We start from the raw sequence: 18518 nt of genomic DNA on the forward strand, positions 1-18518 counted from the left end.
GCCAACGAAGTCGAAGCGGAGTGAGACCACACCCGGTGTGGCCACAGTTCGCCGTGTCACGCGGTTCGCCGTGTCACGCGGTTCGCAGAGTCACACGACTCGCCGTGCCACGCGACTCGCCGTGCCACGCGACTCGCCGTGCCACGCGACTTTCAGAATCACGCCGTTCGCAGAGTTACGCCGTTCGCCGCCCGCACCCCACTCACGGAGGCACGTAACCATGACCCCCACGCCCACGCCCGCCCCCACCCCGTCCCGCCGCACCGTACTCGGCGGCGCGGCCCTGGCCGCCCTCGCCGTGACGGCCACGGCGACCACAGCGGCCACAGCGGCTCCTGCCGCGACCGCGGCCACCTCCCCGTCCTCGTCCGCCAAGTCTTTTACGGACGAGGCGAGTTGGCCGACCGAGTACCCCCTCCCCGACGGCTGGCTCCCTGAGGGCATCGCCATCGGCAACAAGCCGTACGCCTACCAGGGCTCCCGCGCCCACGGCGGCATCCTCCGCACCGACCTGCGCACCGGCGAGGGCACGGTCCTGTACGCGGGCGGCACCGGCCAGGTCTCGGTCGGCCTGAAGCTCGACCACGACGGCCTGCTGTACGTGGCGGGCAGCACGGGAGTGGCGCGCGTGGTCGACTCCCGCACCGGTGCACTGGTGACGACCCACCAACTCGTCCCGGCAGCAGGTCATTTCATCAACGACGTGACCCTGCTGGGCGACCGGGCCTGGTTCACCGACTCCAGAGACGCCGTACTGTACGGCGTCCCACGCGGCCGGACCGACGGCGAGATCCGCGCCCTTCCGCTCACCGGCGACTGGGTCCAGCTCCCCGACGTGAACAACGCCAACGGGATCGTCGGCACACCGGACGGCCGGGGTCTGATCGTCGTCAAGAGCACACCGGGCGAGCTGTACAACGTGAACCTCAGGACGGGCCACGCCACGAGGATCACGCTGGTCGGCGCGTCGGACGTGGTGAACGGCGACGGCCTCTACCGCATCGGCCGCACGCTGTACGTGGTCCAGAACCGCCTGAACCTGATCAGTGTCTGGTCCCTGGACCGCACGGCGACCACCGCCACCCTCACCCGCACGATCACCGACCCCCGCTTCGACGTCCCCACCACGGCCGCCCGCTACGGCGACCGCCTCTACCTGGTCAACGCGCGCTTCACCAGCCCGCAACTCCCGGAGACGACGTTCACAGCGGTGGCGGTGCCGATCTGACGAATCGTCCGGCCCGCCGAGGAGGGGACGGGGAGGGGCGGTACTCGACGAGCGCGGGTGCCACCCCGGTCGATGCACACAGAAAAGTCACAGAACAGCCACGTCTCCCGCACCACACGTAAAACGGCCATACCGTCGTCCCCTCACACCACACCACAGCCCGGGGGACGCACATGAGCAACCCGTACACCACCGCACCCACCCAGAACCCCGCTCCCAGATGGGCCAGGAAGAGATACGTCCTGCCCGCCCTCGCCCTGGCCCTGTTCGTCGGCGTGGGCCTCGGCGGATCCGACGGCGACACGAAGACCGAGGCGAAGCCGACGTCCGCCGAGCCGCAGCCCACGGTGACCGTGACGGCCACGACGACGGAAACCGCCGTCCCCGAACCGGCGGGCACGGTGACCGCCACGGCGACGGAGACCGTGAAGGTGACGAAGACGGTCACGGCGAAGGCGGCGGCGAACGAGAACGGCACCGGAGCAGGTACCGACGACTCCGCCGAATCCGACGGCTCAGCCGATTCCGGAAGCGTCTACTACGACAACTGCACGGCCGCCCGCGCGGCCGGCGCCGCTCCGGTCCGCGTGGGCGACCCCGGCTACGGGCGCCACCTGGACCGCGACGGCGACGGCGTCGGCTGCGAATGAGAAACGAAGGCGGCGCCTGCCGCTCCGGCCCTCACCTCACTAGGCGCTCGCGCCCTGATAGCCGTCCGCGTAGGTGACCAGCAGGTTCCCGGCCACGGAGCCACGTCGTCGACCGATTCGCGACGGTGCCTCCTCCTCCGGGTGAACACCGACTGCACGGCCGGCCGTTTTGCCGAACCGGCAACAGAACTCGCGGCATACGCGCCAGGACCGCATCCTCGTCCTCATCCTCGAAACGATCTCGAGTCATGGAGGGCCGATGTCCCAGCAGACCGCGAGCGACGCGAAACACCACATGGTCCCCGCGCCCGCCGGCCGGATCCACGTGGTGGAACAGGGCGAGGGCCCACTGGTCCTGCTCGTGCACGGCTTCCCCGAAACCTGGCACTCCTGGCGTCACCAGTTGCCGGCGCTGGCCGCGGCCGGGTACCGCGCGGCCGCCATCGACGTCCGCGGCTACGGCCGCTCCTCCAAACCCCCTGCCACGGACGCGTACCGCATGCTGGAACTGGTGAAGGACAACGCCGCGGTCGTCCACGCCCTGGGCGAGCGGTCCGCGGTGATCGTCGGTCACGACTGGGGCGCGACGATCGCGGCCGACTCGGCGCTGCTGCGCCCGGACGTCTTCCACGCCGTGGGTCTGCTGAGCGTCCCCTACACCCCGCCGGGCGGACCGAAACCGAGCGAGGTCTTCGCACAACTGGGCGCGACAGGCGGGGAGGAAGAGAAGGGGGAGGAATTCTACGTCTCCTACTTCCAGGAACCCGGCCGCGCCGAGGCGGAGATCGAGCCCGACGTACGAGGCTGGCTCGCGGGTTTCTACGCCGCCCTGTCCGCGGACACGATGCCGGCGGCGGACTCCCCCGACCCCCACTTCGTCACCCGGGGCGGAAAGCTGCGCGACCGCTTCCCCGCCGAGGGACTCCCCGCCTGGCTCACCGAGGCGGACCTCGACCTCTGCGCAGCGGAGTTCGAGCGAACCGGCATGACCGGCGCCCTGAACCGCTACCGCAACATGGACCGCGACTGGCAGGACCTCAAGGACCTCACCGGCGCCCCGATCACCCAGCCGTCCCTGTTCATCGCCGGCGCCCTCGACGCCTCCACGACCTGGCTGGCCGCCGCGATCGAGGCATTCCCCACGACCCTCCCCGGCCTCACCTCCTCCCACATCCTCGAAAACTGCGGCCACTGGCTCCAGCAGGAACACCCCGAAGAAACAAACCAGCTCCTGACCACCTGGCTGTCCACCCTGCCGACCTGAACACCCCCGCCGCAAACGCCAGGGGCGGCACCCCCACACTCAGGGTGCCGCCCCTAACCCCCATCCGACCGCCGACCTCAGTCGCGCCGAATCAACTCCGGATCAATCCGCCGCCCGACCAACGGCAGCGCGCCCAGCGCGGCGACGACCACAACGCCGAACGCGGAAGCGACAAGCAGCGGCAGCCCTGCCCCGTCCCAGAAGACGGCCCCGCCACCGGTCACCAGGTAACTGGACTCCGCCATCTTCCCGGTCACCACCGCGAGCACGAGCCCGACAACCAGGGGCAACGCGACCTGCGCGACCTGAACGGCCCGGAGTGTCCGGGGTTTGGCCCCGAGCAACGCCAGGGCGGTGACCTGTGGCCGGCGTTCCACCGCTCGATCGGTGGCGGCGACGAGATACGCCGCCACACCGATGATCAGCCCCAGGATCATGCCTACGGCGAGGAGGGTCTTGACGACGGTGATCTGCTGGAGAGACGCCGCATCCACGCCGTCCGTCTCGACCTCGACCGTGGGGTCGACCCCCGCGATGCCTTCGAGCACGGAGCGAACAGTCTCGGGGGCGGAGCTGCTGAGAAGGCTGAGAGTGGCTCGCTCCTCGGGACGGAATCCGGCGGGGAACAAGGACGGCGGGATCAGAACAGCGCCGCTGCTGACCATCTGCGCTGCCGTGTCGTCGTGATACTTGATTGTCTGACGCGGCACCCGCACGTTGACGACCCGGCGATTGCCCTCGGAGTTACGCAGGTGGAAGGGGAAGCTGCTGCCCGGCTTGCTGGCCTCGTCGTAGGTGTGCCCCGAGACCATCAGCCGTGCCGGACGTCCCTCGACGCAGTTCCCGACCAAGGACGCGATCCTGCGCAGCTGATCGCAGGTGGCGATCACGGCATTGATACTCGTCCGTTCCTCGCTGTCGGGGTCCGTCCACGACGGCGCCTGGATGGCGTGACTGCGGACGCCGGGAACCTTCGTGAGAGCCCCCTCCTTGTTCCGGGGAACATCATCGAGCGCCATGGTGTAGAGCTGGACCGGCGAGGTGTTCTTGGACACCTGATCCAGCTCGATGAGCACGCCCTGCGTGAGCGACGCCGCGTAGACCAGGAGCACCAGGCCGGTCGCGACGCGGAGCGCACCGCCCGGTTCCACTTCGTTGCGACGCATGGCGAGACCCAGAGACAGCGAACTCGTGGCACGGGCGACTGCCCGGGCCAGGGCGCGCGAGAGGATCGGCAGCGACAGCACGAGGCCGGTACCGACCAGCACGACGGCGAGCGGCATCAGGATCGCGGAGAGCGAGGTGTCCGTGGGGACGTTCCCCGTCGCGCCGGCCACACAGTATCCGATGACGATGCCCAGTCCGGGAACAAGCGGGAGCAGGCCCCACAGTCGCGGCGGTTTCTCCACGGCGCTGCGTCGCACGGCCAGCGGGTTGGCCGCGGCCTTCTTCGCTCCGACCCGGCCCACGAACCAGGCAAGCGCCGGACAACCCACCAGACAGACGAGGAGCGCCGTCCCGGACAGCGCGCCATCGGCCGGGTACCACTTGAACCCGGGCAATCCCATCCGCGCGACCAGTTGGTTGACGACCCAGTAGGCGCCCAGACCGAGGACGGCTCCCAGCAACGCGGCAGCGACGGTCTCGGCCGCATTGACGCGCTGCGTACCCTTTCTGCTCAGCCCGAGCAGCCGCAACGCGGCCAACCGCCTCATACGGGAGGCGGCGGACAACCGAGCACACACGGAGAGGAACACTGCAAGCGGCAGCAGCACGACACCTGCCAAGGTGAACCGCAGAATGTCGAGCGTGGAGGGCTCCACGGTGGGAAAGCGCGCCCATTTCCAACCGAATGCCGACAGATGGCCGCCCCCCTTGAGCTCTTCGGGACTGGCGCCGACATACGCGTAGAGCTCATCGGGTTGGGCCAGCCCCTGAGCGGAGATGAGACCAACCTCTTTCCCCGGCAGGAGTTTGGCAAGGCCGGAATCCCTGCTCAGTAGCTCGTGCAGCCGAGGGGATACGAACACCTCACCGGGGCCGGGAAGTTCAGGCAGACCCGGCGGAGGGGCGATAGGCGCACCTGTCTGAGCCACGAAGATCCGAGTGAGGGGTTCGGAGCCATAGGGGTCCAGTCGGGTGAGTGCCAGTCCGTCTCCCGAGGTTGAGAGACAGCTGCCTCGCCCGTTTGAGCAATCTGGCTCTCGAGCTGCCTTGCGGGCATCTTGCGCGGCAAGAATGCCCGGAATCGCTAGGACAACCGCCAGACAGCACACACCAATCCCGCTGCCCACAACCATAAGCAGGAAACGCACACGATTACCTCGCCCGCTTCCCAGCAACAGCCGCAGCCCCAAGACCAGTTCACTCACGACGCCACCCGCCCTTGAGCCGTGAGAATTCCGTCACACATGGTGTATCGGGTATCGGCCCGGGCTGCTACCTGCGTGTCGTGCGTCACGAGCACAACTGCGGTCCCCTGTGATCGCGCGAGAGTGAGGAACTCCTCCAGCACTGCTGTGGCATTGCTGCTGTCGAGTGAGCCGGTGGGCTCATCTGCGAAAACAACGGCGGGCTTGTGCACCAATGAACGAGCCACCGCCACGCGTTGACTCTGCCCCCCGGAAATCTGCGACGGACGTCGCCGATGCAGATCAGCAAGGCCGAGCCGCCCCAGGACCTCACCGGCTGCGGCTAGCGCGTCGGCCTTACGCCGTCCGGCCAGCCGTAGTGGCAGCGCCGTATTTTCTTCCACGGTCAGCTCAGGCAAGAGCTCGCCGTACTGGAAAACGAAGCCGAATCGTTCACGACGGAGTGCGCTTAGTTCTTCGTCGTTGAGAGACCCGAGGGAATGCCCTTCGAAGCGGATCTCGCCGCAAGCAACTGGCAACACACCTGCCAAGCAGTACAGGAGCGACGACTTGCCCGAACCGCTTTGACCGGTGATCGCCGCAACCTCTCCCCGGTGCAGGGAAATCTGCGCGTTCCTGACAGCCGAAGTTTCCCCATAAAGAAGGTCAACTCCATTGGCCGAAAGAACTTCTGACGTGTCGATCACTTTCCCCTATCAAGAGCCCGAGCCCAGGCGAATCCACCTGGGCTCGGGAAGTCGGAACTAGTCAGCGATGATCCCAGTCGTACCGGAAGTCCTGCTCCTGAGCGCAGTTGTCCGGGCGAAGCGCACCCCGGTCGCGACAGACCCGGAGCTTGACCTTTCCCGTATAGCGCTGCGCACCGTCCCAATTGGACTCATGCATGCGCACCAAGCTCCGCTGCTTTCCGTAGTAGCGCACCCAATCGTGTCCGTGGACCTTGACCTCGACATAGACGTTGTGCCGGTCAGTGGTGTCCGTGTCTTTGAGGTGACCCCACCATTCGAAGGCGCCGTGATTGATTCCGGGCCGATTGAACTTGTACTTGCCATGACTGAACTCGGCACCCAGCGGTGCGAGTTTCGGGATCTTCCCCTGCACCGGCGAAGCAGGAACCGCCACCGCCCCGCCGAGCGCCAGACCAACCGCAGCCAAGCCGAGCAACGCCCTCTTCATCCACGCCTCCGTAACCATCAGCAACACCGCCGTTGCCGTGAGTAACGGACTGTAGCGGCACGTAAGTTGACAGAAACGATCTATCGCCCCACAACCATCACATCAGGCGATCGACTTCAAGCCACACCCCGCCGAAAACCGCAAGAGGACGGCACCCCCGCACAGGGTGCCGTCCTCCTTGGTGCGCCGGGGCCGTCGCCGATCGGTGAGGGTCGGGGACCGGCGGCGGCTCCGGGGCTATCGGGGTGTCAGCGGTGGTCGCTGCCCGCCGACTGCGAGGCCGCCCGGCCCGCTTCCAGCCGCGCCACCGGGATCCGGAACGGCGAGCAGGAGACGTAGTCGAGTCCCACCTCGTGGAAGAAGTGGACGGACTCCGGGTCGCCGCCGTGCTCGCCGCAGACGCCGAGCTTCAGGTCGGGGCGGGTGGCGCGGCCGGCCTCCACCGCCAGCTTCACCAGGGAGCCGACGCCGTCCCGGTCGATCGTCTCGAACGGGCTGACGCCGAAGATGCCCTTCTCCAGGTAGGCCGTGAAGAACGAGGCCTCGACGTCGTCGCGGCTGAAGCCCCACACCGTCTGGGTCAGGTCGTTGGTGCCGAAGGAGAAGAACTGTGCCGCCTCGGCGATCTGACCGGCGGTCAGCGCGGCGCGCGGCAGCTCGATCATCGTGCCGATCGAGAGCTTCAGCTGGACGCCGGTCGCCGCCTCCACCTCCGCGATGACCTGGTCGGCCTCCTCGCGGACGATCTCCAGCTCCTGGACCGTGCCGACGAGCGGGATCATGATCTCCGGGCGCGGGTCGCCCTTGGCCGTCCTGCGCTCGGCCGCGGCCTCGGCGATCGCCCGTACCTGCATGGTGAACAGGCCGGGGATGACCAGGCCGAGGCGTACGCCGCGCAGACCCAGCATCGGGTTCTGCTCGTGCAGACGGTGGACGGCCTGGAGGAGTCGGAGTTCGTTCTCGTGGGGTTCCTGGCGGGACTCGGCGAGGGCCACGCGGACCGACAGCTCGGTGATGTCGGGCAGGAACTCGTGAAGGGGCGGGTCCAGGAGCCGGACCGTGACCGGAAGGCCGTCCATCGCCGAGAACAGCTCCACGAAGTCCTGCTTCTGGAGGGGCAGGAGCGCCTTCAGCGACTCCTCGCGCTCGGTCTCGGTGTCCGCGAGGATCAGGCGCTCGACCAGCTCACGACGGTCGCCGAGGAACATGTGCTCCGTACGGCACAGGCCGATGCCCTGGGCGCCGAAGCGGCGGGCGCGCAGCGCGTCCTCGGCGTTGTCCGCGTTGGCGCGCACCCACAGGCGGCGCTTGCGGTCGGCGAACGCCATGATCCGGTGCACGGCCTCGACCAGCTCGTCGGCGTCGTTGGCGCCCGCGTGCATCCGGCCCTCGAAGTACTCCACGACGGGGGACGGGACCACCGGGACCTCACCCAGGTAGACCTTGCCGCTCGAGCCGTCGATGGAGATCAGGTCGCCTTCCTCGACGACATGGCCGCCGGGCACCGTCATCCGGCGGCGCTTGGTGTCGACCTCGAGCTCCTCCGCGCCACAGACACAGGTCTTGCCCATGCCGCGGGCCACCACGGCCGCGTGGGACGTCTTGCCGCCGCGCGAGGTCAGGATGCCCTCGGCCGCGATCATGCCGTCCAGGTCGTCGGGGTTGGTCTCGCGGCGGACCAGGATGACCTTCTCGCCCGAGCGGGACCACTTGACGGCCGTGTACGAGTCGAAGACCGCCTTGCCGACCGCCGCGCCCGGCGACGCCGCGATGCCCCGGCCGACCTGCTGGACCTTCGCCTCCTCGTCGAAGCGGGGGAACATCAGCTGGGCGAGCTGGGCGCCGGTCACCCGCTGGAGCGCCTCGGCCTCGTCGATCAGACCCTGGTCGACGAGCTGGGTGGCGATGCGGAAGGCCGCGCCCGCCGTGCGCTTGCCGACACGCGTCTGGAGCATCCACAGCTGACCGCGCTCGATGGTGAACTCGATGTCGCAGAGGTCCTTGTAGTGGTTCTCCAGCGTCTCCATGATCTGGATCAGCTGGTCGTACGAGTTCTTGTCGATCGACTCCAGCTCGGCGAGCGGGACGGTGTTGCGGATGCCCGCCACCACGTCCTCGCCCTGGGCGTTCTGGAGGTAGTCGCCGTACACGCCCTGGTGGCCGGAGGCGGGGTCGCGGGTGAACGCGACGCCGGTGCCCGAGTCGGGGCCCAGGTTGCCGAAGACCATCGAGCAGACGTTGACGGCGGTGCCCAGGTCGCCCGGGATGCGCTCCTGGCGGCGGTAGAGCTTCGCGCGGTCGGTGTTCCAGGAGTCGAAGACCGCGTGGATGGCGAGGTCCATCTGTTCGCGCGGGTCCTGCGGGAAGTCGCGGCCGGCCTCGGTCTTGACGATCTTCTTGAAGCGGGTGACCAGCTTCTTCAGGTCCGCGGCCTCGAGCTCGGTGTCGACCGTGACCTTCTTGGCCGTCTTCGCGGCCTCCAGCGCGTCCTCGAAGAGCTCGCCCTCGACGCCGAGGACGGTCTTGCCGAACATCTGGATCAGGCGGCGGTAGGAGTCCCAGGCGAAGCGGTCGTCTCCGGACTGCTTGGCGAGACCCAGGACCGACTTGTCGGAGAGGCCGATGTTGAGGACCGTGTCCATCATTCCGGGCATCGAGAACTTGGCGCCGGAGCGGACGGAGACCAGCAGCGGGTCGTCGGCCTGGCCGAGCTTCTTGCCCATGCGCTGCTCCAGCGCGTCGAGGTGTGCACTCACCTCGTCACGCAGTGCCGCCGGCTCGTCGCCGCTGTCGAGGTAGACCCTGCAGGCGTCGGTGGTGATGGTGAAGCCCGGAGGGACGGGAAGGCCCAGGTTGGTCATCTCGGCGAGGTTCGCGCCCTTGCCGCCGAGGAGGTCCTTGAGGTCCTTGTTGCCCTCGGTGAAGTCGTAGACGAACTTCACGCCCTCAACGGTCGCGGCCTGCTCGGCTACCTGGAGATCTTTGTTTTCCGACACGGGTCTCGACTCCTCGAGGACGCGGTGGCTGCCCTGACGGCCAGGAACATACCCAGATCGAAGGCTCCTGGGTACGTCCACTCGCGCGTCATGTGCCCGTAACCAACCGTCCGCCAGCGGATCGAAAGTCAAGGCTTGGCAAGCGCGCGGCCGCCGATGTTTTCACTTCTTGAACGCAAGCACCTCCCGACCGCCTCTCACATGCCCCATATTACGCTCAGATGAGCACTGTGCGGCACGATTGATTTCGATCGATGAACGATCAAGGGGTGGCACTGAGTGCCACCCCTTGGAGAAGTGCAGTCGCTCTTGATTCGCTCATCTGAGCACTACCCCCCTCAGGGGTGGCGAGAATCACGCCGGAATCAGCCTTGCGTGGGCGCCTCGATTTCACGATGCGGACGCACCCGAGGACATGCCCAGGGACGGAAACCTGCTCGTCACACGAGGGTCCCGGGAGTTCCGGGAGTTCCGGAACTCCCGTCACACGAGCGTCCCTCACACCCCGAGCGCCAGCAACCGCTCCTCGGCCCGCTCCGGCGCGTACAGGTGCTCCACCACCAGCGCACCCGCTCCCACCAGGCCCGCCCGCTCCCCCAGCCGCGAGGTCACCACGTCCAGGTGGGCCGTGGAGCGGGGCAGCGCACGCTGATAGAGCAACTCGCGCACGCCGGTCAGGAAGGCGGTTCCGGCCAGATCCCCGGCGATCATCAGAACCCCGGGGTTGAGCAGCGTCACGACGGTCGCCAGTACGTCCCCGACCCGGCGGCCGGCCTCACGGGCCAGTGCGGCCGCCTCCGGGTGGCCGGCCGCGAGCAGGTCGCGCACATCCGATCCCGAGGAGGCCGGAACGCCCGACTCCGCCAGCCTCCGCGCCACGGCGCCACCACTGGCGACCGCCGCGAGACAGCCGTAGGAACCGCAGCGGCACAGCGCCTCCGCGCCCACCCGGATGTGCCCGATGTCGCCGGCCCCGCCGTCGATGCCCCGGAAGATCGAGCCGCCGACCACGACTCCCGCGCCTATGCCCGTCGATACCTTGACCAGCACGAACGCCGAGCAGTCGGCGTATCCGGTGCGCTGTTCGCCGTACGCCATGAGGTTCGCGTCGTTGTCGACGAGGACGGGGACCGCCACCGCCGCGCCGCCACCCGCTTCCCCGCCCGCGCCCGCCGTCCGTTCGGTGAAGGCGCGGGACAGGCGCCCCCTTATGTCGTAGCCGTCCCAGCCGGGCATGATCGGCGGCTGGACGACCCGGCCGGTCTCGCTGTCGACCGGGCCGGGCACGGCGAGTCCGATGCCGCACACCTCGTCCGGCCGGTGGCCCGCCTTCTCCAGCAGCTCGGCGAACCAGCCGCCCAGCTCGCCGAGCACCGCGTCCGGCCCGTCCTCGATGACCAGCGTGCCGCCGTGCTCGGCCAGGATCTCCCCGGTCAGCGTCAGCACGGCCGCCCGCGCGTGCCGCGTGTCCAGGTCCGCCGCCAGGACGACGGCGTGGGCGTCGTCGAACTCCAGGGTGATCGAGGGGCGGCCGCCCAGCGGGGAGTCGACCGGGCCGCCGGCGCCCTCACGCAGCCAGCCGGCGCGGAAGAGGCGGTCCAGACGCTGGCCGACGGTCGCGCGGGAGAGGCCGGTGGCCTGCTGGAGGGCACCACGTGTCGTCGCCCGTCCCCTGCGCACCAGTTCGAGCAGATCCCCGGAGCTGGCCTGGCCGCGTCCCGTCATGCGCACCCCCTTGTGTTTCTCAAGCCTGCATTACATATTGAGTTTTGCGTGTTAAATAGACGTAACCCTATGGTAGCCACTGCCGAACCGGTCGGCCTTGTCGTCTTCGGGGAGCCCCGAGTGGATCGCACCGCCCAGCTCATCGCCCGCCCGGCGGAGTACGCCGTTGCATACGATCCGGCGGCTCCGCCGGGTCCGCCGCAGCCCGGGGCTCCGGCACCCGGCACTCCGCACCTCGCGGCTCTGCGCCGCCGGGCGGCGCACGTACTGGCGGGCAACTGGACGGGAACGTCGACCGTTCCCTCCCCCGGTCTGTACCCGCACCAGTGGTCCTGGGACTCGGCCTTCATCGCCATCGGCCTGCGGCACCTCTCGCCGCGCCGGGCGCAGACGGAGCTGGAGACGCTGCTGGACGCCCAGTGGGGCGACGGGCGCATCCCGCACATCGTGTTCAACCCCTCCGTGCCGCTCGACGCGTACTTCCCCAGCCCCGACTTCTGGCGCTCCTCGACCGCGGGGCGCGCCGCGGGCGCCCCGCGCACCGTACAGACCTCCGGCATCGTGCAGCCACCGGTGCACGCGCTCGCGGCCTGGCTGGTGCACTGCGCCGACCCGGGGCTCTCGCGCGCCAGCGGATTCCTCACCCGGGTGTACCCCCGGCTGGCCGCCTGGCACCGCTATCTGCTGCACCGGCGCGACCTGGGCGGGGGCGGGCTGGTGTCCGTCGTCCATCCGTGGGAACAGGGCATGGACAACGCACCGAGCTGGGACGCGCCGCTCTCCCGGGTCACCCCGGCCCCGGCCCGCTCCTTCCGGCGCGCCGACCTCGACCACGGGGCGCCCGAGGACCGTCCGACGGACCTGGACTACGGGCGCTACGTGCGGCTGGCCACGGAGTACCGGGACGGCGGATACCGCGACGGCGGGGTCTGGGACGACGGCCACCGGGACGGGCCCGGTGGGGGAGGTCATGGCGCCGGGGGCGCGGAGTTCGCCGTCGAGGATCCCGCCTTCAACGCGCTGCTCATCGCCTCCGAACACGCCCTGGCCCGCATCGCGACCGAGCTGGGCGCGACCGGCACGGCCCGCCACGCGCGCGCGGAACGGCTGACGGCGGCGCTCGTCGAGCGGCTGTGGGAGCCGACGGAGGGCATGTTCTTCTGCCGTGACCTGCGCGGCGGGGATGACCTGCGCGGCGGGGATCCGGACCCGGGCCGGCGCCCGCTCACCGGGGCCCTCGTCCCCGAGCGTGGCGTCTCCGGTCTCGTCCCCCTTCTCCTGCCCGGCCTGCCGCGCGAGGTGGCCGCCGCCCTCGTCGGCACCCTGCGCGGCCCGCACTTCGGTCTGGGCGCCACCACCCGCCTCGCCCCCAGCTACGACCTGCTCGGCGAGGCCTTCGACCCGCACCGCTACTGGCGCGGCCCGGCCTGGTTCAACACGAGCTGGCTGCTCGAGCGGGGCCTCAGGCTGCACGGCAACCAGGCCGACGCGGACGCGCTGCGCCGGGCCGTGCTGGACATCGCGGACACCTCCGACTTCGCCGAGTACGTCGACCCGTACACCGGCGAGGCCTGCGGCGCGACCGGCTTCAGCTGGACCGCCGCGCTCACGCTCGACCTGCTGCACGAGGACACCACGTCAGGCACGGGTGTCATGGCCGGCCCGGACATCACGGCCGGCACGGGTATCACGGCGCTCAAGGGAGGGGACCGGGGATGACGGACCGGCATCATCTGCTCGTGTACGGCGGGACGTTCGCCGCCGTGGGCGACCGCGGGGACATCAGCGGCGTACGGGGCTCCGGGGTGGCCGACGGGTCCCCCGAAGGGTTGTTCGTCCGGGACGCCCGGCATCTCAGCCGCTGGCAGCTGACGGTCGACGGCGCCGTGCCGGAGGTGCTCTCGCCGGTCGCGGACGGGGACACCACGCGGTGCGTGCTCGTCCCGCGCGGCGGCCGCAACGAGCCGCCGTCCTGCACGCTCTTCCGCGAACAGGCCGTCGGTGACAGCTCGTTCGTGGAGACGCTGCGGGTCGTCAGCAACCGCCCGGTGCCGACGACGGTCCGCCTCGCGGTCACCGCCGACGCCGACTTCACCGACCAGTTCGAACTGCGCTCCGACCACCGTACGTACGCGAAGACCGGCGTCGTACGCCGACGCCAGATCCTCGACGACGGCGTGGAGTTCACCTACCGGCGCGGCGAGTGGAAGTCCTGTACGACGGTGACGGCCGAGCCCGTGCCGGACGGCGTCGAGGAGACCGGCACCGGCGCCCGCCGGCTGGTGTGGAAGCTGGAGCTCGAACCGCACGGCTCCGCCGAACTGACCCTGCGGGTGATGGCCCGGCCGCACGGTGAGAAGCGGACCCTGCGGGTGCCCCGCTCACCGGCCTCGGTCACCGGGCAACTCCTCGCGCAGGAAGGCGAGTTCGCGGAGGGCGTGGCCTTCCCGACCGGCTGGCCCGAGCTGGCCGCGGCCTGTGCGCGCGGTCTCGCGGACCTGGCCGCGCTCCAGGTCCAGGCGACCGGCCCGGACGGCGAGGAGCTGCGCGTCCCGGCGGCGGGCGCCCCCTGGTTCCTGACCCTGCTGGGCCGTGACGCCCTGCTCACCTCGCTCTTCGCCCTCCCCTACCGCTCCCGCCCGGCCGCCGCCACGCTGCTCGCGCTCGCCGCGGCCCAGGCCACCGAGACCGGCCCGCGGGCGGTGTCCCAGCCCGGCAAGATCGTGCACGAGGTGCGGCACGGCGAGCTCGCCCACTTCGGGCAGGTCCCGTACGGCCGCTACTACGGCTCGGTGGACGCGACCCCGCTGTTCCTCGTCCTCCTCGGCGCGTATGTCGAGCAGACCCGTGACCTGGCGCTGGCCCGCCGGCTGGAGCCGCACGCCCGCGCGGCGATCGGCTGGATGCTGGACCACGGCGGGCTCACCTCCCGCGGCTACCTGGTGTACCGGGCCGACCAGGGCGGTCTGGCCAACCAGAACTGGAAGGACTCCCCCGGCGCCATCTGCTCCGCGGACGGCACCCGCGCGACCGGAGCGGTGCTGGCGGCGGGGGCCCAGGGCTACGCGTACGACGCGCTGCGCCGCACGGCGTGGGTGGCGCGCACGGTGTGGGAGGACGAGAAGTACGCGGCCCTGCTGGAACAGGCGGCCGCCGACCTGCGGGACCGGTTCCAGCGGGACTTCTGGATGCGGGAGCGGTCCTTCCCGGCGCTCGCTCTGGACGGCGAGGGCCGCCAGGTCGACGCGCTCGCCTCGGACGCCGGGCATCTGCTCTGGTCGGGCCTGCTGGACAAGGAGTACGGGGAGGTCGTCGGCCGGCGGCTGCTCGAACCCGACTTCTTCTCCGGCTGGGGCGTGCGCACCCTGGCGTCCGGACAGCCGGCGTACCACCCGCTCTCCTACCACCGCGGTTCGGTCTGGCCGCACGACAACGCGCTGATCACGCTGGGCCTCGCCCGCTACGGCCTGCACGACGAGGCCCGTACGGTCGCCCACGCGCTGGTCGACGCGGCGACCGCGACCGGGCACCGTCTCCCCGAGGTCCTCGCGGGCTATGGCCGCGACACCCACGCGGAGCCGGTACCGTACCCGCACGCGTGTGTACGGGAGTCCCGTTCGGCGGCGGCCCCGTTGGCGCTGCTCACGGCGGTCGGGGGCGCGTAACCTCCCCCGGTCCGGCCCCGGTCCGGCTGCTTGGCGTGCCGTTTGCGCGGTGTTTGCCGAGCGCTGGCCGAGGGGGGTTGAACGCGGGCCGAAGGCAGGCCGTACGAAACTGTGGCGGATCCGGCCCCATGCCGGATCCCCCGAACCGCCGGGCTTCGTACGGAAGGACCCTCGGGTGCCTGTCACCACTCACTCATCCCAGCTGCCCACACCGCAGGACCCCGAGGACGACACCCCGCCCCCCACGGCGACGGCCCAGCCGGAACCTCCATCACCAAAGACCCCGCCGGCTGCAACCCCGTCCGCCGAGCCCCGGTCGACGGAGACTCCGGCCGCCGACGGCGAGGCCGCCGAGTCCGATGAGCCCGGCGCTTCCGCCGAGGCCGCTGAGCCCAGCGAGTCCGGTGAGCCCGCCGAGCCCGCCGAGCCCGCCGCGTCCGGCGCGTCCGGCGCGTCCGGCGCGTCCGGCGCGTCCGCAGAGCTCAGCGAACCCGCCGAGGCCGCTGAGCTCAGCGAACCCGCAGAGCCCAGCGAACCCGCCGAGGCCGGCGGACCCGCCCAGTCCAGGCCTCGTGGGCTTCGGGCGCGGGTTTCGTACTGGCGGGGCTGGCGGGGGCGGTATCCGGGGGCGGCTCGGGTGGTGTGGTGGACGGCGACCGTCGTCTCCCTGGTGCTCGTATTCGGGGCGCTGTCGCTGCCGAATCGTCTCTTCGCGCTGCACCTGAGCCGGTTCGTGCGGCTGCCGGGTGAGGCGATCATCGGCGCGGCCGTGCTGCTGGCGCTGCCGCGCCGGCCCCGGGTGGCGCTGGCGGCGCTGGCCGGCGCGGCTCTCGGCGCGCTGACCATTCTGAACGTGCTCGACATGCAGTTCGTGGAGTACCTGGGCCGCGACTTCGACCTCGTCCTGGACTGGACCCTGCTGGACGACGCGCAGTCGTACGTGGCGGACTCGATGGGCGGGACCGTCGCGCTGGCCGCGTCGATCGGGCTCGTCCTGCTCGTCGTACTGATCATGGCCGTCATGGCGCTGGCGACGGTCCGGCTGAGCGGCATCCTGGTGCGCGACACCCGGCGGGCGACCCGGGGCACGCTGATCGCGGGCACCGTCTGGATCACCTGCTCCGTCCTCGGTGTCCAGTACGCCGCGCTGCCGGTCGCCTCCGACCAGGTCGTGAACACGCTCGTCTCCGAGGCCAGGCGGGTGCGGGTGACCATCCAGGACGAGGCGACGTTCGGGAAGGTGGCCCGCAGCGACACGTTCGGAGCCACCCCGGCCGCCCAGCTCGTGCCGGACCTGCGCGGCAAGGACGTGATCTTCACCTTCATCGAGAGCTACGGCCGCAGCGCCATCGAGGATCCGGGCATGGCGCCCGGCGTCGACGAGACCCTGGACACCAGCACCGCGGCCCTGGCGAAGGCCGGCTTCAGCGCGAAGAGCGGCTGGCTGACCTCGGCGACGTACGGCGGCAGCAGCTGGCTCGGCCACTCCACCACCCTGTCCGGCCTGTGGGTCGACACCCAGCAGCGGTACCGCACGGTCATGGCCAGCGACCACCTGTCCCTGACCAAGGCGTTCCAGAAGACCGGCGCCTGGGACACGGTCGGCATCATGCCGGGCGTGCAGAAGGGCTGGCCGGAGCAGGGGTTCTACGGCCTGGACAAGGTCTACAACGCCTTCCAGATGGGCTACCAGGGACCGAAGTTCAGCTGGTCGACCATGCCCGACCAGTACGCCCTGGAGGCGTTCCAGCGGCTGGAGCACGGCCGCACCGACCGCGACAAGCCGCTGATGTCGGAGATCATCCTGACCTCCAGCCACCAGCCCTGGGCGCCGATCCCGAAGATGGTCGGCTGGGACGAGCTCGGCGACGGCTCGGTGTTCGAGGACATCCAGGCGGCCGGCGAGAAGGCGTCCGACGTCATCGCCGACTCGGCCAGGTCCAAGAAGGAGTACGGCAGGTCCATCCAGTACTCGGTGACCGCCCTCACCCAGTGGCTGGAGCGCTACGGCACCGACGACACCGTTCTGGTGTTCCTCGGCGACCACCAGCCCATCAGCCGGGTCAGCGGCAACAACGCCAGCCGGGACGTGCCGGTCTCGATCGTCGCCAAGGACCCGAAGGTCCTCGACAAGATCGCCGCCTGGAACTGGACGGACGGTCTGAAGCCGGCCCACGACGCCCCGGTGTGGAAGATGAGTTCCTTCCGCGACAAGTTCCTGACGGCGTACGGCTCGACCCCGCACCCGTCGACCGGCTGAGCGCGCGACGGGACGTCAGCCGCCGGAGGTGTCCAGTTCCGCGTCCTCGCTGATGCCCGCGCAGTCGTACGGGTCCTTCAGCCAGCCGTCCGGCAGCACGACCCTGTTGTTGCCGGAGGTGCGGCCCCGGGGGCCGTCGGCGCCGGTGGGCCAGGGCTGGTCGAGGTCCAGCTCGTCGAGACCGGCCCGGAGTTCGGCGAGGGACGAGGTGATGGCCAGCCGCTTGCGCATCTCGGAGCCGACGGCGAAGCCCTTGAGGTACCAGGCGACGTGCTTGCGGAAGTCGATGACCCCGCGCGGCTCGTCGCCGATCCACTCGCCGAGCAGGGTGGCGTGCCGGACCATGATGTCGGCGACCTCACGGAGCGAGGGCCGTGCGATGTCGTCGGTCCGCCCCTCGAAGGCGGCCACGAGGTCGGCGAACAGCCACGGCCGGCCGAGGCAGCCGCGTCCGACGACCACGCCGTCGCAGCCGGTCTCGCGCACCATGCGCAGCGCGTCCTCGGCCGACCAGATGTCGCCGTTGCCGAGGACGGGGATCTCCGGGACGTGTTCCTTCAGGCGGGCGATCGCCTCCCAGTCGGCGGTGCCGCCGTAGTGCTGGGCGGCGGTGCGTCCGTGCAGCGCGATCGCGGTGACGCCCTCCTCGACGGCGATCCGGCCGGCGTCGAGGTAGGTGATGTGGTCGTCGTCGATGCCCTTGCGCATCTTCATCGTCACCGGGAGGTCGCCGGCCCCGCTCACCGCCTCCCGCAGGATCGCCCGCAGCAGGTGGCGCTTGTAGGGGAGCGCGGAGCCGCCGCCCTTGCGGGTCACCTTGGGGACCGGGCAGCCGAAGTTCAGGTCGATGTGGTCGGCGAGGCCCTCCTCCGCGATCATGCGGACGGCCTTGCCGACGGTGGCCGGGTCGACGCCGTACAGCTGGATCGAGCGCGGCTTCTCGGTCGCGTCGAAGTGGATCAGCTGCATGGTCTTCTCGTTGCGCTCGACCAGCGCCCGGGTCGTGATCATCTCGCTCACGAACAGCCCCTTGCCGCCGCTGAACTCCCGGCACAGGGTGCGGAAGGGAGCGTTGGTGATCCCGGCCATGGGGGCCAGGACGACCGGCGGGGTGACGGTGTGCGGGCCGATCCGGAGGGTCGTGTTCTGCGTGGGCGCGGTCGTGGGCATCCACCCATTGTC

The 18518-nt window shown here is 70.3% G+C and carries 12 protein-coding genes; 6 read left to right on the top strand and 6 right to left on the bottom strand.

Annotated features, from left to right (window positions below; all coding sequences use genetic code 11):
• The first annotated feature begins 220 nt into the window (after positions 1–220).
• From ACFWBD_RS03435 to ACFWBD_RS03445, 3 genes are all read left to right on the top strand, one after another.
• Positions 221–1228: an SMP-30/gluconolactonase/LRE family protein gene (locus ACFWBD_RS03435; RefSeq protein ID WP_385661972.1), complete on the top strand. Its 1008-nt coding sequence runs from the start codon at positions 221–223 to the stop codon at positions 1226–1228.
• A 173-nt stretch (positions 1229–1401) separates the two neighbouring features.
• Positions 1402–1878, top strand: coding sequence for an excalibur calcium-binding domain-containing protein (locus ACFWBD_RS03440; RefSeq protein ID WP_385661975.1), 477 nt, complete (start codon positions 1402–1404; stop codon positions 1876–1878).
• A 259-nt stretch (positions 1879–2137) separates the two neighbouring features.
• Positions 2138–3142 carry an alpha/beta fold hydrolase gene (locus tag ACFWBD_RS03445; protein ID WP_385661978.1) on the top strand — a complete coding sequence of 335 codons (1005 nt, stop codon included), beginning with the start codon at positions 2138–2140 and terminating at the stop codon, positions 3140–3142.
• Positions 3143–3219: 77 nt separating this feature from the next.
• Here the strand turns inward: ACFWBD_RS03445 and ACFWBD_RS03450 are convergent, their stop codons facing one another.
• The 5 genes from ACFWBD_RS03450 to ACFWBD_RS03470 all read right to left on the bottom strand — a co-directional run bounded on the left by ACFWBD_RS03450 (position 3220) and on the right by ACFWBD_RS03470 (position 11411).
• Positions 3220–5514: an FtsX-like permease family protein gene (locus ACFWBD_RS03450; protein ID WP_385661981.1), complete on the bottom strand. Its 2295-nt coding sequence runs from the start codon at positions 5512–5514 to the stop codon at positions 3220–3222.
• A complete protein-coding gene (locus ACFWBD_RS03455) occupies positions 5511–6200 on the bottom strand; it encodes an ABC transporter ATP-binding protein (RefSeq protein ID WP_385661983.1) in 690 nt (229 codons plus the stop codon). The genes ACFWBD_RS03450 and ACFWBD_RS03455 overlap by 4 nt, the downstream gene beginning before the upstream one ends.
• A gap of 61 nt (positions 6201–6261) precedes the next feature.
• On the bottom strand, positions 6262–6690 hold the full coding sequence (locus ACFWBD_RS03460) for a hypothetical protein (RefSeq protein ID WP_385661986.1): 429 nt from the start codon (positions 6688–6690) through the stop codon (positions 6262–6264).
• Between the two features lie 248 nt (positions 6691–6938).
• Positions 6939–9686 (bottom strand): pyruvate, phosphate dikinase, encoded by a 2748-nt coding sequence (gene ppdK / locus ACFWBD_RS03465; protein WP_385661989.1) that lies wholly within the window; start codon positions 9684–9686, stop codon positions 6939–6941.
• Positions 9687–10184: 498 nt separating this feature from the next.
• A complete protein-coding gene (locus tag ACFWBD_RS03470; RefSeq protein WP_385661992.1) occupies positions 10185–11411 on the bottom strand; it encodes an ROK family protein in 1227 nt (408 codons plus the stop codon).
• Positions 11412–11531: 120 nt separating this feature from the next.
• Between ACFWBD_RS03470 and ACFWBD_RS03475 the strand changes: the two genes are divergently transcribed.
• The 3 genes from ACFWBD_RS03475 (at position 11532) to ACFWBD_RS03485 (ending at position 17336) form a co-directional block, all read left to right on the top strand.
• The gene (locus ACFWBD_RS03475) at positions 11532–13130 is read left to right on the top strand and encodes a hypothetical protein (protein ID WP_385661995.1); all 1599 of its coding nucleotides are present in this window, start codon (positions 11532–11534) and stop codon (positions 13128–13130) included.
• Positions 13127–15076 carry a glycogen debranching N-terminal domain-containing protein gene (locus tag ACFWBD_RS03480; protein WP_385661997.1) on the top strand — a complete coding sequence of 650 codons (1950 nt, stop codon included), beginning with the start codon at positions 13127–13129 and terminating at the stop codon, positions 15074–15076. Before ACFWBD_RS03475 ends, ACFWBD_RS03480 begins: the two co-directional genes overlap by 4 nt.
• Positions 15077–15251: 175 nt before the next feature.
• Entirely contained in the window at positions 15252–17336 is a 2085-nt protein-coding gene (locus ACFWBD_RS03485; protein ID WP_385662000.1) for a CDP-alcohol phosphatidyltransferase, read from the top strand.
• A gap of 15 nt (positions 17337–17351) precedes the next feature.
• Here ACFWBD_RS03485 and dusB read toward each other — a convergent pair whose 3' ends face one another.
• Positions 17352–18506, bottom strand: coding sequence for a tRNA dihydrouridine synthase DusB (gene dusB / locus ACFWBD_RS03490; protein ID WP_385662003.1), 1155 nt, complete (start codon positions 18504–18506; stop codon positions 17352–17354).
• Positions 18507–18518: the final 12 nt, after the last annotated feature.

It is taken from the genome of Streptomyces sp. NPDC060002 (genome assembly GCF_042737245.1).
Lineage (GTDB): Bacteria > Actinomycetota > Actinomycetes > Streptomycetales > Streptomycetaceae > Streptomyces.